Source organism: Microbacterium resistens (assembly GCF_031456305.1).
Lineage (GTDB): Bacteria > Actinomycetota > Actinomycetes > Actinomycetales > Microbacteriaceae > Microbacterium > Microbacterium resistens_A.
Genome location: NZ_JAVDUM010000001.1, coordinates 428678 through 446295, shown reverse-complemented (window position 1 = coordinate 446295; position 17618 = coordinate 428678). Strand labels below are relative to the sequence as shown.

The window sequence follows — 17618 nt, the reverse complement described above, 5'->3', positions numbered from 1 at the left end:
AGTCCGCCGCGATCTTCCGCAACGGCACCCCCGGATCCCGATCACGAGCAACCGCGACGACGTCCTCACGAAACTCGCGGGGATAAGGCTTGGGCGTGATGACATCCTCCCAGCGGCACCCTTCGGCACCACAGATCAGGTGTCACCTATCCGTTCAGCAGACCCTATAGGCAAGAACGTGTGGATGGGTCGGGCGTGTCAGTGTTCGGCGACCGCGGCCCGGTATGCAGCCTGGGCGGCGAAGAGCTCGTCGTGGGGTGCGGTGAGCGTTGACCCGGCGTCGTCGTCGATGATGTAGATCGCGCCGAAGACGGCCTGGCTCATACGCCGACGGACCTCGTCTGTGGTCGCGGCGTACAGATCGTACGGGTTCTCGAGGAGCTGGACTTGGTGGACGAGTTTGAACTCCTCAACCTCCTCTACGGCATGCGTCGTGGCGAGGTACTCGGTCTCCGGTGGCGCGACATCAACTTCCGCACCGACGAGTCCTCCACCCGGGGTATGAGAGTGAACGGGATGTCGTGTTCGCGAAAGAGCAGCTTGCGAACGCGAAGACCCCACCGAGACCTCACCATCGCCTGCTGCGGAACCGGATCTGACCGTCGACCTCACTACCCCCGCCCCCATCACGCCCGGGGTCGCGACACTTGTAGCCAGGGGTGAGATGTCGCCCCCCGCTATAGTGAAAGATGCGAAAGACCCGTTCAGTGAGCTACGACGCAAAGGGAAACAGGGATGACTGAACAGCACTCTGAGACCGTGCCACAGGAACCACCTTCTGGCAAGAAAAGGTGCTGAAAGAAATCCAAAGTCAAATCGATGCTGTTGGGGAGATGCCTATTGAGTGGCATTTCTCAACCTTGGACAAGAAGAGCGTGATCGATCTGCTCCTCAGGGAAGAAGGATTGGATGACGCAATCAGGACCGTTTTCACTCCGTTTTGATGTATAATTGGATGATAAGATGAGTGAATTTAGACCCTACTTCGGAGCATTCTGGGGCCCCCGCGCGCTGACGTTCGGGGAGTTTAAAACCCAGATGCGAGAGTTTCTCGAAGGCTTGCAGACGCTGGATCCTATCTTCAAGACTTGGTATGTTCTCGGCGATCGAATGAACGATGAGAACACCCTCGGAGCCCATCTAGAGCATCTTGATGAACTCACGCTTGAGCGAGGTTGGGACACGGAGGCTCCCAAGGATAGATTCACTTACCTTGACGCCACCGAGCGTCCAACCGTGAACTCCCGTTGTCGTCTGGGCTGGGGATTCGGGTTGGTGACGGAGCTGGAAGCCCAGCGCACGAGCCATTTTGTGCATGCTTCGATTCATGTTGGAGGCGTGGCCCCCAGGATCCCAAATAGAGTCTTGTTGAAAGTTGATAATTTGGAGTCGCCGTTGCTCGATTCGGTGATGTCGGAGAAGGTCTTCCGATACATGGTCGAGTTTTGGAGCCCAGAAAGGGCGTTCATTACCGAGCAGCAATATCGTGATGCAGTACGTGACCCAGAAACTCGGGAACAACTGGGGTGGCTGAATTATCGGGCAGATGCTTCATTTGCTGACTGTCTTCCTGCTGATGTAGAGCGAAAGCCGTTCAACGGTGGAGTGTTGTTCCGCATCGGCGACGGCCGGGTGCTCGATGAGAACGACACAGCTGAGACTCAACTCGGGCGACAGATTCAGGAAGCAGTACTGGGTAGTAAGTAGATGAACTGGCAAGAAGCCCTGCAGGTACTGGCTCAAGATCTAGATGAGCGTGATCGCTCCAATCCCAAGCCTGCGCATGGTAATGAAAAGTTCGTGAAGTTCGCGGAATCCGTTTACGATCTCTACATTCCGAATGGCGCGGCATCGCCACCCGCTACGACAAACTCACCACCGTCTACCGCTCAGCAGCCGTCCTCAACGCCGCCATCGCCTGGACCCACCATTTAAGAGACACGCCCTAGGAGTTCAGGTGACTCTGCCCACCCGTCGCGCGGCGAGAGAAGCTTGTCGAGCTGAGTGTCGTCCACGGGTTCCCTCCGATGATCCGTTCACTCTGTTCATGTCCGCAGACTTCCAGGGTGTTGCATCTCGGTGGAAAAGGCCCCCTGAGTGGCGGTCGGGCTCTTCCTTGCCGACGCTCAGCGAGAAGCGTCGAGGTCGAGACGGGTTCCGGAGAGCTCCTCGAGCTGGCGCCAGACGGCACCGGCGATCTCGGCCCCCGGCGCCCGGGTGCGCTCGAGGGGCCGTACTCGCACCGGTGGCCCCTGGAACGGCCGGGGCGGGGCGAAGTAGTCGCCGCCCTGCGCGTCCGGGTCCGTGAGCGCGCGCACGCCGTACCAGGACGCGGTGTCCTTCCCCTGGGCGAAGGGCGTCAGGTAGTTGCGCTGGTAGGGGGTGGTCGCGTCGCGGATCCCCGTCCGCTCCGGAGTCTTCGCATCCACGCCGACGCCAGGACGGACGACGAGCGAGGAGACCTGGGCGCCGCTCGTGCGGAGCCGGCGGTCGAGCTCGAAGGCGAAGACCTCGGTGATCGTCTTCGCCTTGGTGTACTCCCCGACTCCCGACCGGGGCAGGGCCGACACGTCGTCGACGTCGTAGGCCCGCAGGTTCACGAACCCGGTCGAGGTATGCACGATGCGGGACACGATCCCGGCGGTGGGCGCTGTGCGCATGAGCGACGGGACGAGCCCCGCGAGGAGCGCGAAGTTCGCGACCGCGTGGGTGCCGAGGATCGTCGGCAGGCCGTCCGCGGTCTGCTTGCCGCGGGTGAGGTCCATCGACCCGGCGTTGAGCAGCACGCCGTCGATCCTCGGCATCGCCGCGAGCTCCTCCGCCGCATCAGCGACCGAGGTCAACGACGTCAGATCGAACGGGACGGCGCTCAGTGACGCCCCAGGCGCCTGGCTGCGGATGGTGCCCTGCGCGGTCCGCAGCTTCGACGCCGACCGCGACGCGAGGACCACGTGCGCGCCGGATCTCGCCAGCAGCTCGGAGGAGAAGTAGCCGATCCCCGCCGTTGCGCCGGTGACGACGAACACTCGGTCCTGCAGGGGAGGGATGTCAGCGGGGGACCAGGTCATTGTGAGCCCATCGATAGTAAGTGGATGATCTATCCGGCTAGTGTACACAAACCGGATTGCTCATCCGGTTATGATGGGGTGAGGTCGCGGATGCTGCTCGTCCTCTCCGAGGAGGGGGCAGCGTGGCCGGCCGTGACCCGGACCGTGAGGAGCCGTGTATGCGAAAGCCCCGAGCCGATGCGCTCCGATCGCGTTCTCGGATCCTGAGCGTCGCCCGTGACCTGCCTGCGCAGGATCTTCGGCTCAACGAGATCGCGCGTGATGCCGGAGTCGGGGTCGGCACGGTCTACCGCCACTTCCCGACCGTGCAGTCGCTGCTCGAAGCGCTCGCCATCGATGCGCTGCAGGATCTGCACGATCGCGCGACGCGCGCCGCCGCGGATCCCGATACGGGGCGCGCGATCGAGGAGATGCTGCGGTCCGCCGTCGAGCTTCAGCTCTCCGACGACGGGCTGCAGCCCGTGCTCATGGCGACGGAGAGCGAGACGGAGGACGCTGTACGCCTCAAGGTCGAGCTGTTCGCCACCCTCGAGGGGCTCGTCGCCCGGGCGCGGCGGGAGGGGGTCATCCGCCCGGACCTCACCGTCGCGCGACTTCAGCACCTCGTCTGCGGGATCGAGCACGCGGTCAGGATCGGTGAGCGCGCCGACGTCGACCTCTACCTCGACGTCGTGCTGCGCGGGCTTCGACCCGCGTGACCCCCGGGTCGGAGCTCTGCCGATCCGGGGGCGTCCGTGATGCGACTCAGCGCGGAGCTTCGTCGACGATCGTTCCGTGCCCCGCCTGTCGTAGCTCTGTCAGCCCAGATGTGGGTGTCCAACTCCAGGATGTCGCAGAGGCGCTGTCGTCGTACTCGATCCGCGTCACCTCATGCTTGGTCGAGCGGGTGAGCGCCTCGAAGTCTTGCAGCGTCACGAGGGAACGGGGCAGGTGCCAGGCGCGGTTCTCGGTCGACTTCCCGTTGCAGGACTCAACGAAGAAAAGGCCAGGGGGCAGAAGCCCTATCTCGATGGCTCCGCTCGCGGAGCGCGCGTTCCCTCGCGTTGAGATTCGGACGCCGGTGCGCGTATTCGATGAGGTGTTCGTAATGATGACACCCCATGCGTCCTCTGTCCCGGAGATCGAATGAACCCACCAGGCGGACACTCCGGCTCCCGCTTCTCTCCGGCTTCGTTCCCGGTCGTGCTGCATTGTCCTCCACGCCGCGAAGGCAGCGATCGATGCCGCCACAAATGCGAGCACGGTCGCAATGGCCTCGATCCATGCAGGTACTGTCTCCATCGTTTCCCCCCCCCCGGTTGGTGCGTTGTTCTCCGAGTGTCACGATAGGCAATCGGCCATGCAGGGGGCAATGCGGAGCGAGTGCACTACGTGTGATCGAGGCTTAGCGTCTGTCCGATCGGCGAGACCGCAACTGCGTTCCGAGACTGCGCGAAAATCCTGCTGTCTCGGAACGCAGTTGCCGTCTCGCGGGAGAGGCCGGGGTTCGGCGGGGCGGGCCGGACCGGATCGCCGGGCGTGGGCTGCGCCGGCCCGCCGGGAAGGACGGGGGAGCGGTCAGTCGCGGCGGGGGTCCTGGAGGCGGACGGGGCCGGGGCCGTCGTCCTGGAGGGCGTCGTCGGGGTTCATCAGGCGGCACGCCTTCATCGACAGGCAGCCGCAGCCGATGCAGCCGGTGAGCTCGTGCTCGAGGTTCTCCAGGATGCGGCGTCGCTCCTCGATCTGCCGTTTCCAGGCGCGGGACATCCGCTGCCAGTCCTCATGGGTCGGCGCATGGTCGCGGGGGAGGCCGGCGAACACTGCGCCCAGGTCGGACAGCGGGATGCCGAGGCGCTTGGCGACGATGATCAGGGAGATGCGCCGCAGCATATGCCGGGCGTACAGGCGCTGGTTGCTGCTGTTGCGCTGCGAGCGGATCAGGCCCTTGCGCTCGTAGAAATGGAGCGCGGAGGCGGGCACGCCGGTCCTCCTGATCACCTCACCGATGGTGAGGGGAACGTCGAGATCGATGCGCCCGGCCTCCGTCATGCGATCAGGCTCCGGTGATCAGGCCGGCCGTCGCCGTGCGGGCGCGGTCGAGACGGGCGCTCACGTCGGCCCAGTTCGCGATGTTCCATACGGCCTTGACGTAGTCGGCCTTGACGTTCAGGTAGTCGAGGTAGAACGCGTGCTCCCACATGTCCAGCATGAACAGTGGCGTGATGCCGACGGGGACGTTGGCCTGCTGGTCGAACAGCTGGAAGATCGACATGCGCTGCCCGATCGAGTCCCAGCCGAGGACGGCCCAGCCGGAGCCCTGGATCCCGACCGCGGTGGCCGCGAAGTGACCCTGGAAGGCGGAGAAGGAGCCGAACTGATCGGTGATCGCCGCCGCCAGCTCGCCCTCGGGCTCGCCGCCGCCGTTGGGGGAGAGGTTCTGCCAGAAGACGGTGTGGTTGGTGTGGCCGCCCAGGTTGAAGGCGAGGTTCTTCTCGTGCAGGTTGACCGCGGCGAAGTCCCCGCTCGCCCGCGCCTCCTCGAGCTTGTCGAGCGCGGCGTTGGCGCCGGTCACGTAGGCGGCGTGGTGCTTGTCGTGGTGCAGCTCCATGATCCGTCCGGAGATGTGGGGCTCTAGGGCCGCATAGTCGTACGGCAGGTCGGGGAGGGTGTAGAGAGGCATGCTCTGTCCTTTCGTGGTGACAGGAACGACGCTATGACCTCAACCATGGTTGAAGTCAAGTCCGGTTGAGGTCATCGACCGGGATTCACGCGGCGTTCACCTTCGCGTCGGCCGACTTGATGTCAACCGCGGTTGAGCGCATAGCGTCGAGATCGTGACGTATGTGATCGCTCTGCCCTGTGTCGACCTGAAGGACAAGGCCTGCATCGATGAGTGCCCCGTGGACTGCATCTACGAGGGCGAGCGCTCGCTCTACATCCACCCCGACGAATGCGTCGACTGCGGCGCCTGCGAACCCGTCTGCCCCGTCGAGGCCATCTACTACGAAGACGATCTCCCCGATCGGTACGCCGACTACTACGGCGCCAACGTCGAGTTCTTCCGCGAGCTCGGATCGCCGGGCGGGGCCGCGAGGACCGGGCTCGTCCCCTACGACCATCCGCTGATCGCCGCGCTGCCTCCCCAGGCCGTCGAGTAGGCGCGCTCGCGGCCTTCCCGTCGCGAAATCTGCCGTTTCTCGAGGCGGCGGGCGGCCGTTTTCGCGACGGGAGCGTTCTGAAGGACGCGCCGGCGGGGCGGGCGTCAGGGGGTTGCGGCGGGCCAGGTCTTCTCGGCGGGCCAGGTCTTCGCGACCAGGGTGAGGACGTCGTAGGTCGCGACGGGCTCCTCGTCCTGGTTGAGCACCACGGCGTCCCAGCGCACCTCGCCGTAGTCGGCGGAGCTCCGCGGCGTGATCTGCTTCACCGTGAGGAGCACCCGGATGGCGTCCCCGGCCTTCACCGGCGTCAGGAACCGCAGGTGGTCGACGCCGAAGTTGGCGAGCACCGGCCCGGGGTTCGGCTCGACGAAGAGGCCGGCGGCGAGGGAGACGACGAGATAGCCGTGCGCGACGATCCCGCCGAAGAGCGGGTTGGCCGCGGCCGCCTCGGGGTCGGTGTGGGCGTAGAAGGTGTCGCCCGTGAACTCGGCGAAATGATCGATGTCGGCGAGGGTGACGGTGCGCGACATCGTCGCGACGCTGTCGCCGATCCGCAGCTCGGCGAGGCTCTTACGGAAGGGGTGGACGTCGGTGATCTCGCGCTGCGAGCCCGTGGTCCAGCGGCCGGTGATCGCGGTGAGCATGTCCGGGGAGCCCTGGATCGCGGTGCGCTGCATGTGGTGGAGGACGCCGCGGATGCCGCCCAGCTCCTCGCCCCCGCCGGCTCGACCCGGCCCGCCGTGCACGAGCATCGGCAGCGGGCTCCCATGGCCGGTCGACTCGGCGGCGTCGTCGCGGTCGAGCAGGAGCACCCGCCCGTGCCAGGGGGCAAGGCCCAGGGTGATCGCGCGGGCGACCACCGGGTCGTGCGTGACCACGGAGGCGACCAGGCTCCCGCGTCCCCGCGCGGTCAGCGCCACGGCCTCCTCGACCGTCCGGTACGTGAGCACGGTGCTGACCGGGCCGAACGGCTCGACGTCGTGGGGCTCGTCCGCGCCCTCGTGCGCGCGCAGCAGCACGGGGGAGAGGAACGCGCCCGCTTCGGCATCGGCCCCTCTGGTCTGCACCGCGTCGGGGTCGCCGAACACGAGGTCGGCGCTGCGGCGGAGGGCGGTGATCGCCCGCCGGACCTCCTCGCGCTGTCCGATGCTCGCGAGCGCGCCCATCCGCACGGTCTCATCGGCGGGGTCGCCCACGACGATCCGCGACAACCGGTCCGACAGCGCCGCGATCACCCGGTCGGCGATCGGCTCGGGGACGATCACCCGCCGGATCGCGGTGCACTTCTGCCCCGCCTTGACCGTCATCTCGGTGACGACGCCCTTCACGAACAGCTCGAACTCGGGATCGTCGGGGGCCACGTCCGTTCCGAGGATCGAGGCGTTCAGCGAGTCGGCCTCGATCCCGAGGCGCAGGCCGCGCTCCTGCACGGCGGGGTCGCGGCGCAGGATCTCGGCGGTGCTCGCGGAACCCGTGAACGCGACGGAGTCCTGCTCGCCCAGCTCGTCGAAGAGCGCGCCGACGCCGCCGGAGATCAGCTGAATCGATCCGTCGGGGAGGATGCCGGACTCGATGATCCGGCGGAAGACGGCCTCGGTGAGGTAGGCGGTCTGGGTGGCGGGCTTGACGATGCTGGGGAGGCCGGCGAGGAAGGCCGGCGCCAGCTTCTCCAGCATGCCCCACACCGGGAAGTTGAAGGCGTTGATCTGCACGGCCACCCCGGTGCGGGAGGTGTACACGTGCTGGCCGAGGAAGGTCCCGCCGCGTCCGAGGGGCTCGACCGCGCCATCGAGGAAGACGGTGTCGTCGGGGAGCTCCCGCTTGCCCTTGCTCGCATAGGAGAAGAGGGTGCCGATGCCGCCGTCGATGTCGACCGCGGAGTCCCGCCGGGTGGCCCCGGTGCGGAAGGAGAGGGCGTAGAACTCGTCCTTGTGGCCCCCGAGGTGCAGCGCCAGCTCCTTGAGCATGCCCGCCCGCTCGTGGAAGCTCAGCGCCCTGACCGCAGGCCCGCCGACGTCGCGGGCGTGCGCGACGAGCGCCGAGACGTCGAGACCCCTGCTGGAGACCCGCGCGACCTCCTCGCCGGTCACGGCGTCCAGCACCGTCTGCCCCTCGTCGGCGGCGCGGAACCAGTGGCCGGCGACGTAGCTCTCCAGAAGTGCGCTCACGGTGCGGATCCCTCTCGATCTGTCGTGCGGCGCCTCATTGCGCGGCCCGCTGCCGTGTGTCAGAGTAGTACAGAACGTTCGGTCAGTAAATAGGCCGACAGCACGAGGAGGTGCCATGTCGACGGTCGTCGCCGAGCCGGGGCTCGAAGCGCAGTTCGAGGCCACCATCGCCCGCAAGGACCGCATCGAGCCGCGGGACTGGATGCCGGAGGCCTATCGCAAGACCCTCATCCGGCAGGTCGCGCAGCACGCGCACTCCGAGATCATCGGCATGCAGCCGGAGGGGAACTGGATCGGCCGCGCGCCGTCCCTCCGCCGCAAGGCCATCCTGCTCGCGAAGGTGCAGGACGAGGCGGGCCACGGCCTCTACCTCTACTCGGCAGCGGAGACCCTCGGCGCCTCGCGGGACGACCTCACCGAGATGCTCATCGCGGGGCGGCAGAAGTACTCCTCGATCTTCAACTACCCCACCCTCTCCTACGCCGACGTGGGCACGGTCGGCTGGCTCGTCGACGGTGCGGCGATCTGCAACCAGGTGCCGCTGTGCCGCACGTCGTTCGGGCCCTACGGGCGGGCGATGATCCGCATCTGCAAGGAGGAGTCCTTCCACCAGCGGCAGGGCTATGAGCTGCTGATGACCATGATGCGCGGCACCGAGGCGCAGCGCCGGATGGTGCAGGAGTCGGTGGACCGGCTCTGGTGGCCGTCGCTGATGATGTTCGGGCCTCCGGACGACGCCTCGCCGAACACCGCGCAGTCGATGGCCTGGGGCGTCAAGACCCACACCAACGACGAGCTGCGGCAGAAGTTCGTCGACATGTCCGTCCCGCAGGCCGAGGCCCTCGGCGTCACGCTGCCCGATCCAGAGCTCCGCTGGAACGAGGACCGGGGGCACTACGACTTCGGGCAGCCGGACTGGGACGAGTTCTGGGCGGTCGTCGGCGGCAACGGCCCGTGCAACGCGCAGCGCGTCGCGCATCGCGCCGCCGCGTGGGAGGACGGCGCCTGGGTGCGCGAGGCGGCGCTCGCCTTCGCCGCGTCCGAGGAGAGCGCGAAGGAGGCGGCCGCATGACCGTGACGAGCAGGGCCGAATGGCCCCTGTACGAGGTCTTCGTGCGCGGCAAGCGAGGGCTGAACCACGTCCACGTCGGCTCGCTGCACGCCGCCGACGACGCGATGGCCGTGCTGCACGCCCGGGACGTCTACACCCGGCGCAATGAGGGGGTGAGCATCTGGGTCGTCCGCTCGGACGACATCACCGCCTCCAGTCCCGACGAGAAGGACCCGATGTTCGCGCCCAGCGGCGACAAGGTCTACCGCCATCCGACGTTCTACGAGATCCCCGCCGACGTCCCGCACATGTGAGGAGGAAGGACACGCCATGCCCGAAGTGCACACCCCCCAGCCCGACGCCCACGACAGCGCGTACTCCGGGCTCCTCGTCAACGACGCCCACTGGGCGTTCGGCACCGACTTCGAGGATCCGCTCGCCGGCGTCGACACCACCGTCCCGGACGGCGTGGACCCGGCGGAGCTCGCGGTCTACTGCCTGATGCTCGGCGACGACGCCCTCGTCCTCTCGCAGCGGATCTCGGAGTGGTGCAGCCGCGCGCCCGATCTGGAGGAGGACATCGCGCTGGCGAACATCGCCCTCGACCTCCTCGGCCAGGCCAGGCTCCTGCTCGCCCGGGCGGCGGCGGCCGACCCGTCGATCGTCCCCGTGCTGCCGGAAGGGTCCCCTGTGCCCGATGAGGACCGCCTGGCGTACTTCCGGGAGGACATGGAGTTCCGCAACGTCCGTCTCGCCGAGGTGCCGAACGGCGACTTCGCCGAGACCGTCGCGCGGATCCTGCTGTTCTCGATCGCCCGCTCCGCGATCCTCTCCCGCCTGACGGGCAGCCGCGACGCGGTGCTCGCGGCGGTCGCGGCGAAGGGCGCGAAGGAGCTGGCCTATCACCGCGACTACGCCGGGCGCTGGTTCCTCACCCTCGCCCGCGGCACCGCCGAGTCGCGCCGGCGGCTGGTGACCGCCCTCGACGCGCTGTGGCCGCTGTGGCCCGAGGTCCTCGTGCCCCATGCCGTGGAGCGCTCGGTCGCCGCGGCCGGGGTCGGGGTAGACCCCGCGAGTGTCGTGGGCGAGGTGGACGCGGCGCTCGACGAGGTGCTGGCCGTGAGCGGGATCGACCGTCCCGAGCGTGCGCCGCTGGCGGGCGTGCAGGGGCGCACCGGCCGCGACGGAAGGCACACCGAGGCGCTCAGCCGACTGCTCGCCGAGATGCAGGTCGTGGCGCGCGCGCATCCGAGGGGTAACTGGTGAGCGCCGCGATGACGACGATGACGGCTGATCGCTCCCGGGCGGCGGCCGTGGACCGCGCGTGGGCGGCCGCCTCGCGGGTGGTCGACCCCGAGCTGCCGATGCTCACGCTCGTCGACCTGGGAGTCCTGCGTGCGGTCGAGGTCGCGGAGGACGGCGCCGTGGTCGCCGCGATCACCCCGACCTACTCCGGCTGCCCCGCGATGGCGACGATGCGCGACGACCTGCTGCGCGAGCTCCAGGACGCCGGCTTCGCCGATGCACGGATCCGGATCGCCCTCGACCCCGCGTGGACGAGCGACTGGATCACCCCGGAGGGGAGGGCGGCCCTCCTCGCTGCGGGGATCTCGCCGCCCGGGGACGCGCCGCGGCGGACCGGACCGGTGACCGTCCGGCTGCTGCCGACCCGGCGGGCGCTGCACTGTCCGCAGTGCGGCAGCGCCGAGGTGGAACTCAGCAGCGAGTTCGGCTCGACCGCCTGCAAGGCGATGTACCGGTGCCTGGCGTGCCTGGAGCCCTTCGACCACGTGAAGGAGATCTGAATGAGCGCGACGGCAGGAGCGGTGTCGGAGCGTGGGGCGTCCGCGCGGGCCGCGTTCCACGCGCTCACGGTGGCATCGGTCGACCCGCTCACCGACGACGCGGCCGCGGTCGCCTTCGAGGTGCCGGAGGGACTGCGCGACGTGTACGCCTTCGCCGCGGGGCAGTCGCTCACGCTCCGCCGCACGATCGACGGCGTCGAGCACCGGCGCACCTATTCGATCTGCGCCCCCGCCGGCGGCGCGCCCCGGATCGGGGTGCGGGTGATCCCGGACGGCCTGTTCTCCACCTGGCTGGTGCGCGAGGTCCGTCCGGGGGACCGGATCGAGGTGCAGCCGCCGAGCGGCAGCTTCCGCGTGGAGGCGGCCGAGTCCGGCCGTCATCTGTGCATCGCGGCGGGATCGGGCATCACCCCGATGCTGTCGATCGCGGCCACCGTGCTGTCGGCGCCCGACGCGCGGGTGACGCTGCTCTACGGCAACCGGAGCGCGACCTCGGTCATGTTCGCCGAGGAGCTCGCCGACCTCAAGGACGCGCATCCCGACCGGCTCGATCTCGTGCACGTCCTCTCCCGCGAGCCGCGCGACGTCGAGCTCTTCTCCGGGCGCCTGGACGCCGATCGGCTGCGTCTGCTGCTGACGACGCTGGTGCCGCTGGAGCTGATGGACCACGTGTGGCTGTGCGGTCCGTTCGGGATGCTGACCGACGCCCGCGTGGTGCTCGCCGAGCTCGGGGTCCCTCCGGAGCGGATCCACTTCGAGCTGTTCTACGTCGACGAGCCGCCGCCGCAGCTGCGGCACGCGGACCGGGTCGTCGAGGGCGTCACGAGCGACGTGACGGTGGTCATCGACGGGCGGAGCAGCACGACCGCCATGCCCAGGGACACCACGATCCTCGACGCCGCACAGCGGGTGCGCACCGACCTGCCCTTCGCCTGCAAGGGCGGCGTCTGCGGCACCTGCCGGGCGAAGCTCTGCACGGGAGAGGTGGACATGGTGCGCAACTACGCGCTGGAGCCGGCGGAGGTCGCCGACTCCTTCATCCTCACCTGCCAGTCCTATCCGCTCAGCGACGAGGTCACGGTCGACTTCGACGCCTGATCCGCCCTGTCGATCCTCGCCCCGATCCTCGTCCTCTCGATTCGCCCCCGTCGATTCACTCCATCGATTCGCCCCGATCCGCTCACGACCGTTCCGGAGAGCCATGTCAGACACCGCCCGATCCGCCTTCCTCCTGGACGGTGTGCGCACCCCGATCGGACGCTATGGGGGAGCGCTCGCCGGGGAGCGTCCCGACGATCTCGCGGCCCATGTCGTGAGGACGGTCGTCGAGCGCTGCGGCATCGACCCCGGCGACATCGACGAGGTGGTCCTGGGAGCGGCGAACCAGGCGGGCGAGGACAACCGGAACGTCGCGCGGATGGCGGTGCTCCTCGCCGGGCTCCCCGAGAGCATTCCCGGGTTCACGGTCAACCGGCTGTGCGCCTCGGGCATGACGGCGATCACGACCGCCCGCCAGATGATCGTGGCGGGCGACGCCGACGTCGTGGTCGCCGGGGGCGTCGAGTCGATGACCAGGGCGCCCTGGGTCATGGAGAAGCCGGAGCGGGCCTGGGCGAGGCCCGGCCGGAGCTGGGACACCTCGATCGGCTGGCGCTTCACCAACCCGCGGTTCGACGCGGAGACCACGCTCACCATGCCGCAGACCGCCGAGCGCGTGGCGGAGCGGTGGGGCCTGGGCCGCGAGGAGCTGGACGCGTTCGCGCTGCGTTCGCATCGTCGGGCGCTCGCCGCGCAGGACGCCGGTCGCTTCGACGCCGAGATCGTCGCGGTCGGCGACATGACGCGGGACGAGGGGCCGCGGGCGGACACGACGGCGGAGAGGCTCGCCGCGCTCCGCCCGATCCACGGCGAGGGCGGTGTGATCACGGCGGGCAACTCCAGTGCGCTCAACGACGGCGCCGCCGCGGTCGTGCTCGTCAGCGAGCGGTATGCGCAGGCGCACGGACTCGCGCCCCGCGCCCGGGTGGTGGGCGGGGCGAACGCTGGTGTCGCGCCGGAGATCATGGGCATGGGGCCCGTGCCCGCCACGCGCAAGGCGCTGGAGCGGGCCAGGTGGGGGATCGCCGACCTCGACGCGGTCGAGCTGAACGAGGCCTTCGCCGCGCAGGCGCTCGCCGTCATCGGCGATCTCGGGCTCGACGAGCGGACCGTCAACGCCGACGGCGGCGCGATCGCCCTCGGGCACCCGCTCGGCTGCTCGGGCACCCGCATCGTCGTGACCCTCCTGAACCGCCTCGAACGCGAGGGAGGGCGCCGGGGGCTCGCGACCATGTGCGTCGGCGTGGGGCAGGGGTCGGCCCTCCTGCTGGAGCGGCCGTGAGACGGGGACGGACCAGGATGACGAGCACGAGCACGATGACGATGACGAGGAGGGCGGGAGCATGACGACGGCGCCGATCCTGATCGAGGAGTCCGCGGATCGCGTGGTGCTCCGGCTCAACCGGCCGGAGGTGCGCAACGCGATCGACCGCGCGATGGTGGACGCCCTGCACGACGCGTGCGCGGCTCTGGAGGCGGAGCCTCGGATCGCGCTCATCATCGGCTCCGGCGGCGTGTTCGCCGGCGGCGCCGACATCGCCCAGCTGCGCGAGCGGCGCAGGGAGGATGCCCTCTCCGGCATCAACTCAGGGCTCTTCGCCCGTGTGCAGCGGCTGCCGATGCCCGTCATCGCGCTCATCGACGGCTACGCGCTCGGCGGCGGGGCGGAGCTCGCCTACGCCTGCGACTTCCGCCTCGGCACGCCGTCGGCGCGCATCGGGAATCCGGAGCCGGGCCTCGGGATCCTCGCCGCGGCGGGCGCCGCCTGGCGGCTGAAGGAGCTGGTCGGCGAGCCGCTCGCGAAGGAGATCCTGCTGGCCGGCCGCGTCCTCACCGCCGACGAGGCGCGGGAGGCGCGGCTGCTCGGCGAGGTCGTCGAGCCGGAGGACCTGGAGGCGGCGGGCCACCGCCTGGCCGACCGGATCGCCGCCCAGGCGCCGCTCGCCGTGCGGCTGACCAAGTCGGTGTTCCACGCGCCGAGGGAGGCGCATCCGCTGATCGACGACATCGCGCAGGCGGTGCTGTTCGAGACGCAGGAGAAGCACGACCGCATGACCGGGTTCCTGGAGCGACGGAGGGAGGCGCGATGACCGGCGCGGCGGAGACGCGCGGGACGGTCGGTCCGGCTGGGCTGCCTGAGGTGCCGGTGCCGGTGCCGGTGCGGGTCGGCGTCTATGGCGGCGGGCGGATGGGCGGCGGGATCGCGCACGCCTTCGCGGCCGTCGGAGCCGCGGTCACGGTCGTGGAGGGCGATGACCGAGCCGCGCACGCGGCGCGCGAGCGGATCGCCGCCTCGCTGGCGAAGGCGCGGGAGCGGGGCATGGAGGTCCGTGGGGCGATCGAGGTCGTCGTGGACCCCGATGCGCTCGCGGGCTGCGCGCTCGTGCTGGAGGCGGTGCCGGAGGCGGCGGACCTGAAGACGCGGGTGCTCGCGCGCATCGCGCAGGCGGCGCCGGACGCCGCGATCGGCAGCAACACGAGCTCGCTCCCGATCGATGCGCTGGCCGACGCCCTGCCCGATCCGTCGCGGCTGATCGGGCTGCACTTCTTCAACCCGGTCCCGGTGAGCGACCTGGTCGAGATCGTCGTCGGCGCGAGGACCGCGCCGGAGCTCGTCGTGCGATCCCGTGCCTGGGTGGACGGGCTCGGGAAGACCCCGATCGTGGTGCGGGACTCCCCGGGGTTCGCCAGCAGCCGCCTCGGCGTCGCGATCGCGCTGGAGGCGATGCGGATGCTGGAGGAGGGCGTCGCGAGCGCGGAGGACATCGACCGTGCGATGACCCTCGGCTACCGGCACCCCACGGGCCCGTTGCGGACGACCGACATCGTCGGGCTCGACGTGCGCCTCGCGATCGCGGAGCACCTGGAGCGGGAGCTGGGCTCGCGGTTCGCCCCTCCGCAGGTGCTGCGGGACCTGGTGGCGGCCGGGAGGCTGGGACGCAAGACGGGACAGGGGTTCTACGCATGGTGACGATGGGGGCGGGGTCTGGGTCTGGGGGCGGGTCTGGCTCCGGGGGCGGGTCCGGCCCTGGGGGCGGGTCTGGGTCCGGGGGTGATGCAGGCGGGGCTCGGGATCCGGAGGCGCTCGCGCGGGCCTGCGCCGAGAGGATGTGGGCGTCGGATCACGCGAGCCGGGGGCTCGGGATGCGGCTGGACGGCGTCGTCCCCGGCGGCGCGGTGCTGTCGATGACGGTCCGCCCCGACATGGCCAACGGCCACGGCATCGGTCACGGGGGCTTCGTCGCGGCGCTCGCCGACAGCGCGTTCGTCTTCGCCTGCAACAGCCGCGGCGTGGTCACGGTCGCGTCCGGGTTCGAGATCGACTTCCTCGAGCCGGCGCGCGTCGGGGACGTCCTGGTCGCGACCGCGCGCGAGACCGTGCTGCGCGGGCGCTCGGGCATCTACGACATCGTCGTGCGGCGCGGGGAGACCGTCGTCGCCGTGTTCCGCGGGCGCAGCCGTTCGCTCGGCCGCCCCGTCCTGGAGGAGGAATCATGACCGACGCGACCCCGGACGGGCACCCGGTCGACGATCGTCCGGTGCGCGTGGACCGCGACGGCGCCGTGGCGATCGTCACCCTCGACGCCCCCGACCGCCGGAACGCCCTGACCACCGCGGCCAAGACGGACCTCAGGGACGCCCTCGTGCGGATCGGGGCGGACCGGTCCGTCCGCGCCGTGGTGCTCGCCGCGGAGGGACGGGCGTTCTCCGTCGGGCAGGACCTCGCCGAGCACGCCCGGGTGCTCCCGGAGGGATCCGAGACGGCGTTCGCGACGGTGCGGGAGCATTACACGCCGATCGTCCGGGCGCTCCTGACGATGCCGAAGCCCGTGATCGCGGCTGTTCCCGGCACCTGTGTCGGCGCGGGGCTCGGCCTCGCGCTGGCCTGCGACCACCGGGTGTTCGCCGCGGGGGCGAAGCTCGGCACCGCCTTCTCCGGCATCGGGCTGACGTTCGACTCCGGTCTCTCGGTGACTCTGCCCCGCGCGGTCGGCGACGCCAGGGCGCGGGAGCTCATCCTCTTCGGACGGGTCTTCAGCGCCGAGGAGGCGGTGTCCTGGGGGATCTCGGGGGAGATCGTCGACGGCGCCCTCGTCCTGGACCGAGCGGTGGAGCTTGCCCGGCTGCTCGCGGCGGGGCCGACGGCCGCGTTCGCGGAGAGCAAGCGCCTGCTCCTGGAGGCGCCCGCGCTGTCGCTCGACGCCGCGCTGGCGGCCGAGGCCGACGCGCAGACCCGGTGCGGGGCCACGCAGGACCACACGGCGGCGGTGGCCGCGTTCCTCGCCCGGCAGCCCCCGGTCTTCCGCGGCGAGTGACCGTCGCCTTCGGCCGGCCCTTCGGCTATTCGGCCCTTCGGCCTGCCTTCGGCCGGGGCTGGCCGGGTCGGATGGCGGGAGCGGGCCCGGATGGCGGGGGAATCGCCGGGGTGGTGGCCGCCGTCTGTAAGAACTCCCGCCATCCGGCCGGGCGGGACCGGGACCGGATACGCGGGCGGCGGTGTCAGCGGGGGCGTAGGCCGTCGAGGGCGAGGGTCAGGACGTCCTCGCCGAGCAGCGCCCGGTCGATCCTCCCATCGGGGCGGTACCACTCGACGACGGAGTTGATCATCCCGAAGACGAGGCGCGTGACCGTGCCCGCGTCGATGTCCGTGCGGATCGTGCCCTCGTCCTGCGCCTCGCGGACGAGGGCCGAGATGCGCTGATCGAAACGCCGCCGTCGCTCCATCGCCTCCAGCTCCACCGGACTGTTCCCGCGAAGGCGCAGCAGCAGCGTCACGTGGGGCTGCGCGGCCGTGAGGACCTCGACCGCCCCGCGCACCACGGCGGTGAGACGATCCGTCGCCGTCGTCTGCTCGGCGACGGCGGTCTCCAGCGCCCCCTCCAGACCGCTCAGCGCCCGTTCGAGCGCGAGCGCGAGCAGCTCCTCCTTCGAGGAGAAGTGGTGGTACAGCGCCGACTTGGTGAGCCCGAGCGCCTGGGAGAGGTCCGCGATCGATGTCGCGTCGTAGCCCTGCTCGGTGAAGAGACGCACGGCGACGGCGAGCACCTGCTCGCGGTCGTAGCCGGGCCGGCCGCGACGGACGGGCGCTGCCGCCCCCGTCTCGCCGATCTCATCCGTCACCTCCTCACGATATCGGCGAAGAGCCCGTTCCCGTCGCGAAAACGGCCGCTTCGACGGTCCGTGGGCGGCCGTTTTCGCGACGGGAACGGAAGATGGCCACCGATTTCGGGACGGGACCGGAGGGTCCGGGGCAAGCCGAAGGACGATGTGGTACCTGAGGACCACACCGG

The 17618-nt window shown here is 69.9% G+C and carries 19 protein-coding genes and 1 pseudogene; 14 read left to right on the top strand and 6 right to left on the bottom strand.

Going from position 1 to position 17618, the window contains the following annotated elements; genetic code table 11:
* Window positions 1-198 precede the first annotated feature (198 nt).
* The gene (locus tag J2Y69_RS02055; protein ID WP_310016995.1) at window positions 199-612 is read right to left on the bottom strand and encodes a hypothetical protein; all 414 of its coding nucleotides are present in this window, start codon (window positions 610-612) and stop codon (window positions 199-201) included.
* A gap of 339 nt (window positions 613-951) precedes the next feature.
* Here J2Y69_RS02055 and J2Y69_RS02050 point away from each other — a divergent pair, with 339 nt between their 5' ends.
* Window positions 952-1707, top strand: coding sequence for an Imm52 family immunity protein (locus J2Y69_RS02050; RefSeq protein ID WP_310016993.1), 756 nt, complete (start codon window positions 952-954; stop codon window positions 1705-1707).
* 122 nt (window positions 1708-1829) lie between these two features.
* Window positions 1830-1949: pseudogene (locus tag J2Y69_RS18105) on the top strand (IS5/IS1182 family transposase); the annotation flags it as partial.
* A gap of 177 nt (window positions 1950-2126) precedes the next feature.
* On the opposite strand, the gene J2Y69_RS02040 reads toward J2Y69_RS18105, so the two are convergent.
* A complete protein-coding gene (locus tag J2Y69_RS02040) occupies window positions 2127-3068 on the bottom strand; it encodes an SDR family NAD(P)-dependent oxidoreductase (RefSeq protein ID WP_310016991.1) in 942 nt (313 codons plus the stop codon).
* A gap of 158 nt (window positions 3069-3226) precedes the next feature.
* On the opposite strand from J2Y69_RS02040, the gene J2Y69_RS02035 reads away from it, so the two are divergent.
* The gene (locus J2Y69_RS02035) at window positions 3227-3766 is read left to right on the top strand and encodes a TetR/AcrR family transcriptional regulator (RefSeq protein WP_310016989.1); all 540 of its coding nucleotides are present in this window, start codon (window positions 3227-3229) and stop codon (window positions 3764-3766) included.
* Between the two features lie 859 nt (window positions 3767-4625).
* Here J2Y69_RS02035 and soxR read toward each other — a convergent pair.
* Both soxR and J2Y69_RS02025 read right to left on the bottom strand, forming a co-directional pair.
* Window positions 4626-5096, bottom strand: a complete 471-nt coding sequence (soxR, locus tag J2Y69_RS02030; RefSeq protein ID WP_310016987.1) for a redox-sensitive transcriptional activator SoxR — start codon at window positions 5094-5096, stop codon at window positions 4626-4628.
* Window positions 5097-5100: 4 nt separating this feature from the next.
* Window positions 5101-5727: a superoxide dismutase gene (locus J2Y69_RS02025; RefSeq protein ID WP_310016985.1), complete on the bottom strand. Its 627-nt coding sequence runs from the start codon at window positions 5725-5727 to the stop codon at window positions 5101-5103.
* A 154-nt stretch (window positions 5728-5881) separates the two neighbouring features.
* Here J2Y69_RS02025 and fdxA point away from each other — a divergent pair, with 154 nt between their 5' ends.
* Window positions 5882-6205, top strand: a complete 324-nt coding sequence (gene fdxA, locus J2Y69_RS02020) for a ferredoxin (RefSeq protein ID WP_310016983.1) — start codon at window positions 5882-5884, stop codon at window positions 6203-6205.
* 104 nt (window positions 6206-6309) lie between these two features.
* On the opposite strand, the gene paaZ is transcribed toward fdxA, so the two are convergent.
* The gene (paaZ, locus tag J2Y69_RS02015; protein ID WP_310016981.1) at window positions 6310-8373 is read right to left on the bottom strand and encodes a phenylacetic acid degradation bifunctional protein PaaZ; all 2064 of its coding nucleotides are present in this window, start codon (window positions 8371-8373) and stop codon (window positions 6310-6312) included.
* Between the two features lie 115 nt (window positions 8374-8488).
* On the opposite strand from paaZ, the gene paaA reads away from it, so the two are divergent.
* The 10 genes from paaA to J2Y69_RS01965 all read left to right on the top strand — a co-directional run bounded on the left by paaA (window position 8489) and on the right by J2Y69_RS01965 (window position 16643).
* Complete coding sequence (paaA, locus tag J2Y69_RS02010; protein WP_310016979.1) at window positions 8489-9445, top strand: 1,2-phenylacetyl-CoA epoxidase subunit PaaA; 957 nt, start codon at window positions 8489-8491, stop codon at window positions 9443-9445.
* Window positions 9442-9738 (top strand): 1,2-phenylacetyl-CoA epoxidase subunit PaaB, encoded by a 297-nt coding sequence (gene paaB / locus J2Y69_RS02005; protein WP_310016977.1) that lies wholly within the window; start codon window positions 9442-9444, stop codon window positions 9736-9738. The genes paaA and paaB overlap by 4 nt, the downstream gene beginning before the upstream one ends.
* A 16-nt stretch (window positions 9739-9754) precedes the next feature.
* Window positions 9755-10690: a 1,2-phenylacetyl-CoA epoxidase subunit PaaC gene (gene paaC, locus J2Y69_RS02000; RefSeq protein WP_310016975.1), complete on the top strand. Its 936-nt coding sequence runs from the start codon at window positions 9755-9757 to the stop codon at window positions 10688-10690.
* A gap of 8 nt (window positions 10691-10698) precedes the next feature.
* On the top strand, window positions 10699-11229 hold the full coding sequence (gene paaD / locus J2Y69_RS01995; protein ID WP_396653021.1) for a 1,2-phenylacetyl-CoA epoxidase subunit PaaD: 531 nt from the start codon (window positions 10699-10701) through the stop codon (window positions 11227-11229).
* Window positions 11230-12327, top strand: a complete 1098-nt coding sequence (gene paaE, locus J2Y69_RS01990; RefSeq protein ID WP_310016971.1) for a 1,2-phenylacetyl-CoA epoxidase subunit PaaE — start codon at window positions 11230-11232, stop codon at window positions 12325-12327.
* Window positions 12328-12430: 103 nt separating this feature from the next.
* A complete protein-coding gene (locus J2Y69_RS01985) occupies window positions 12431-13609 on the top strand; it encodes a thiolase family protein (RefSeq protein WP_310016969.1) in 1179 nt (392 codons plus the stop codon).
* 61 nt (window positions 13610-13670) lie between these two features.
* Complete coding sequence (locus J2Y69_RS01980; RefSeq protein WP_310016967.1) at window positions 13671-14417, top strand: enoyl-CoA hydratase/isomerase family protein; 747 nt, start codon at window positions 13671-13673, stop codon at window positions 14415-14417.
* The gene (locus J2Y69_RS01975; protein WP_310016965.1) at window positions 14414-15298 is read left to right on the top strand and encodes a 3-hydroxyacyl-CoA dehydrogenase family protein; all 885 of its coding nucleotides are present in this window, start codon (window positions 14414-14416) and stop codon (window positions 15296-15298) included. The genes J2Y69_RS01980 and J2Y69_RS01975 overlap by 4 nt, the downstream gene beginning before the upstream one ends.
* Window positions 15299-15471: 173 nt before the next feature.
* The gene (paaI, locus tag J2Y69_RS01970; protein WP_310016963.1) at window positions 15472-15825 is read left to right on the top strand and encodes a hydroxyphenylacetyl-CoA thioesterase PaaI; all 354 of its coding nucleotides are present in this window, start codon (window positions 15472-15474) and stop codon (window positions 15823-15825) included.
* Window positions 15822-16643, top strand: a complete 822-nt coding sequence (locus J2Y69_RS01965) for an enoyl-CoA hydratase/isomerase family protein (RefSeq protein ID WP_310016961.1) — start codon at window positions 15822-15824, stop codon at window positions 16641-16643. Before paaI ends, J2Y69_RS01965 begins: the two co-directional genes overlap by 4 nt.
* Window positions 16644-16827: 184 nt before the next feature.
* On the opposite strand, the gene J2Y69_RS01960 is transcribed toward J2Y69_RS01965, so the two are convergent.
* Window positions 16828-17448 carry a TetR/AcrR family transcriptional regulator gene (locus J2Y69_RS01960; RefSeq protein WP_310016959.1) on the bottom strand — a complete coding sequence of 207 codons (621 nt, stop codon included), beginning with the start codon at window positions 17446-17448 and terminating at the stop codon, window positions 16828-16830.
* Window positions 17449-17618: the final 170 nt, after the last annotated feature.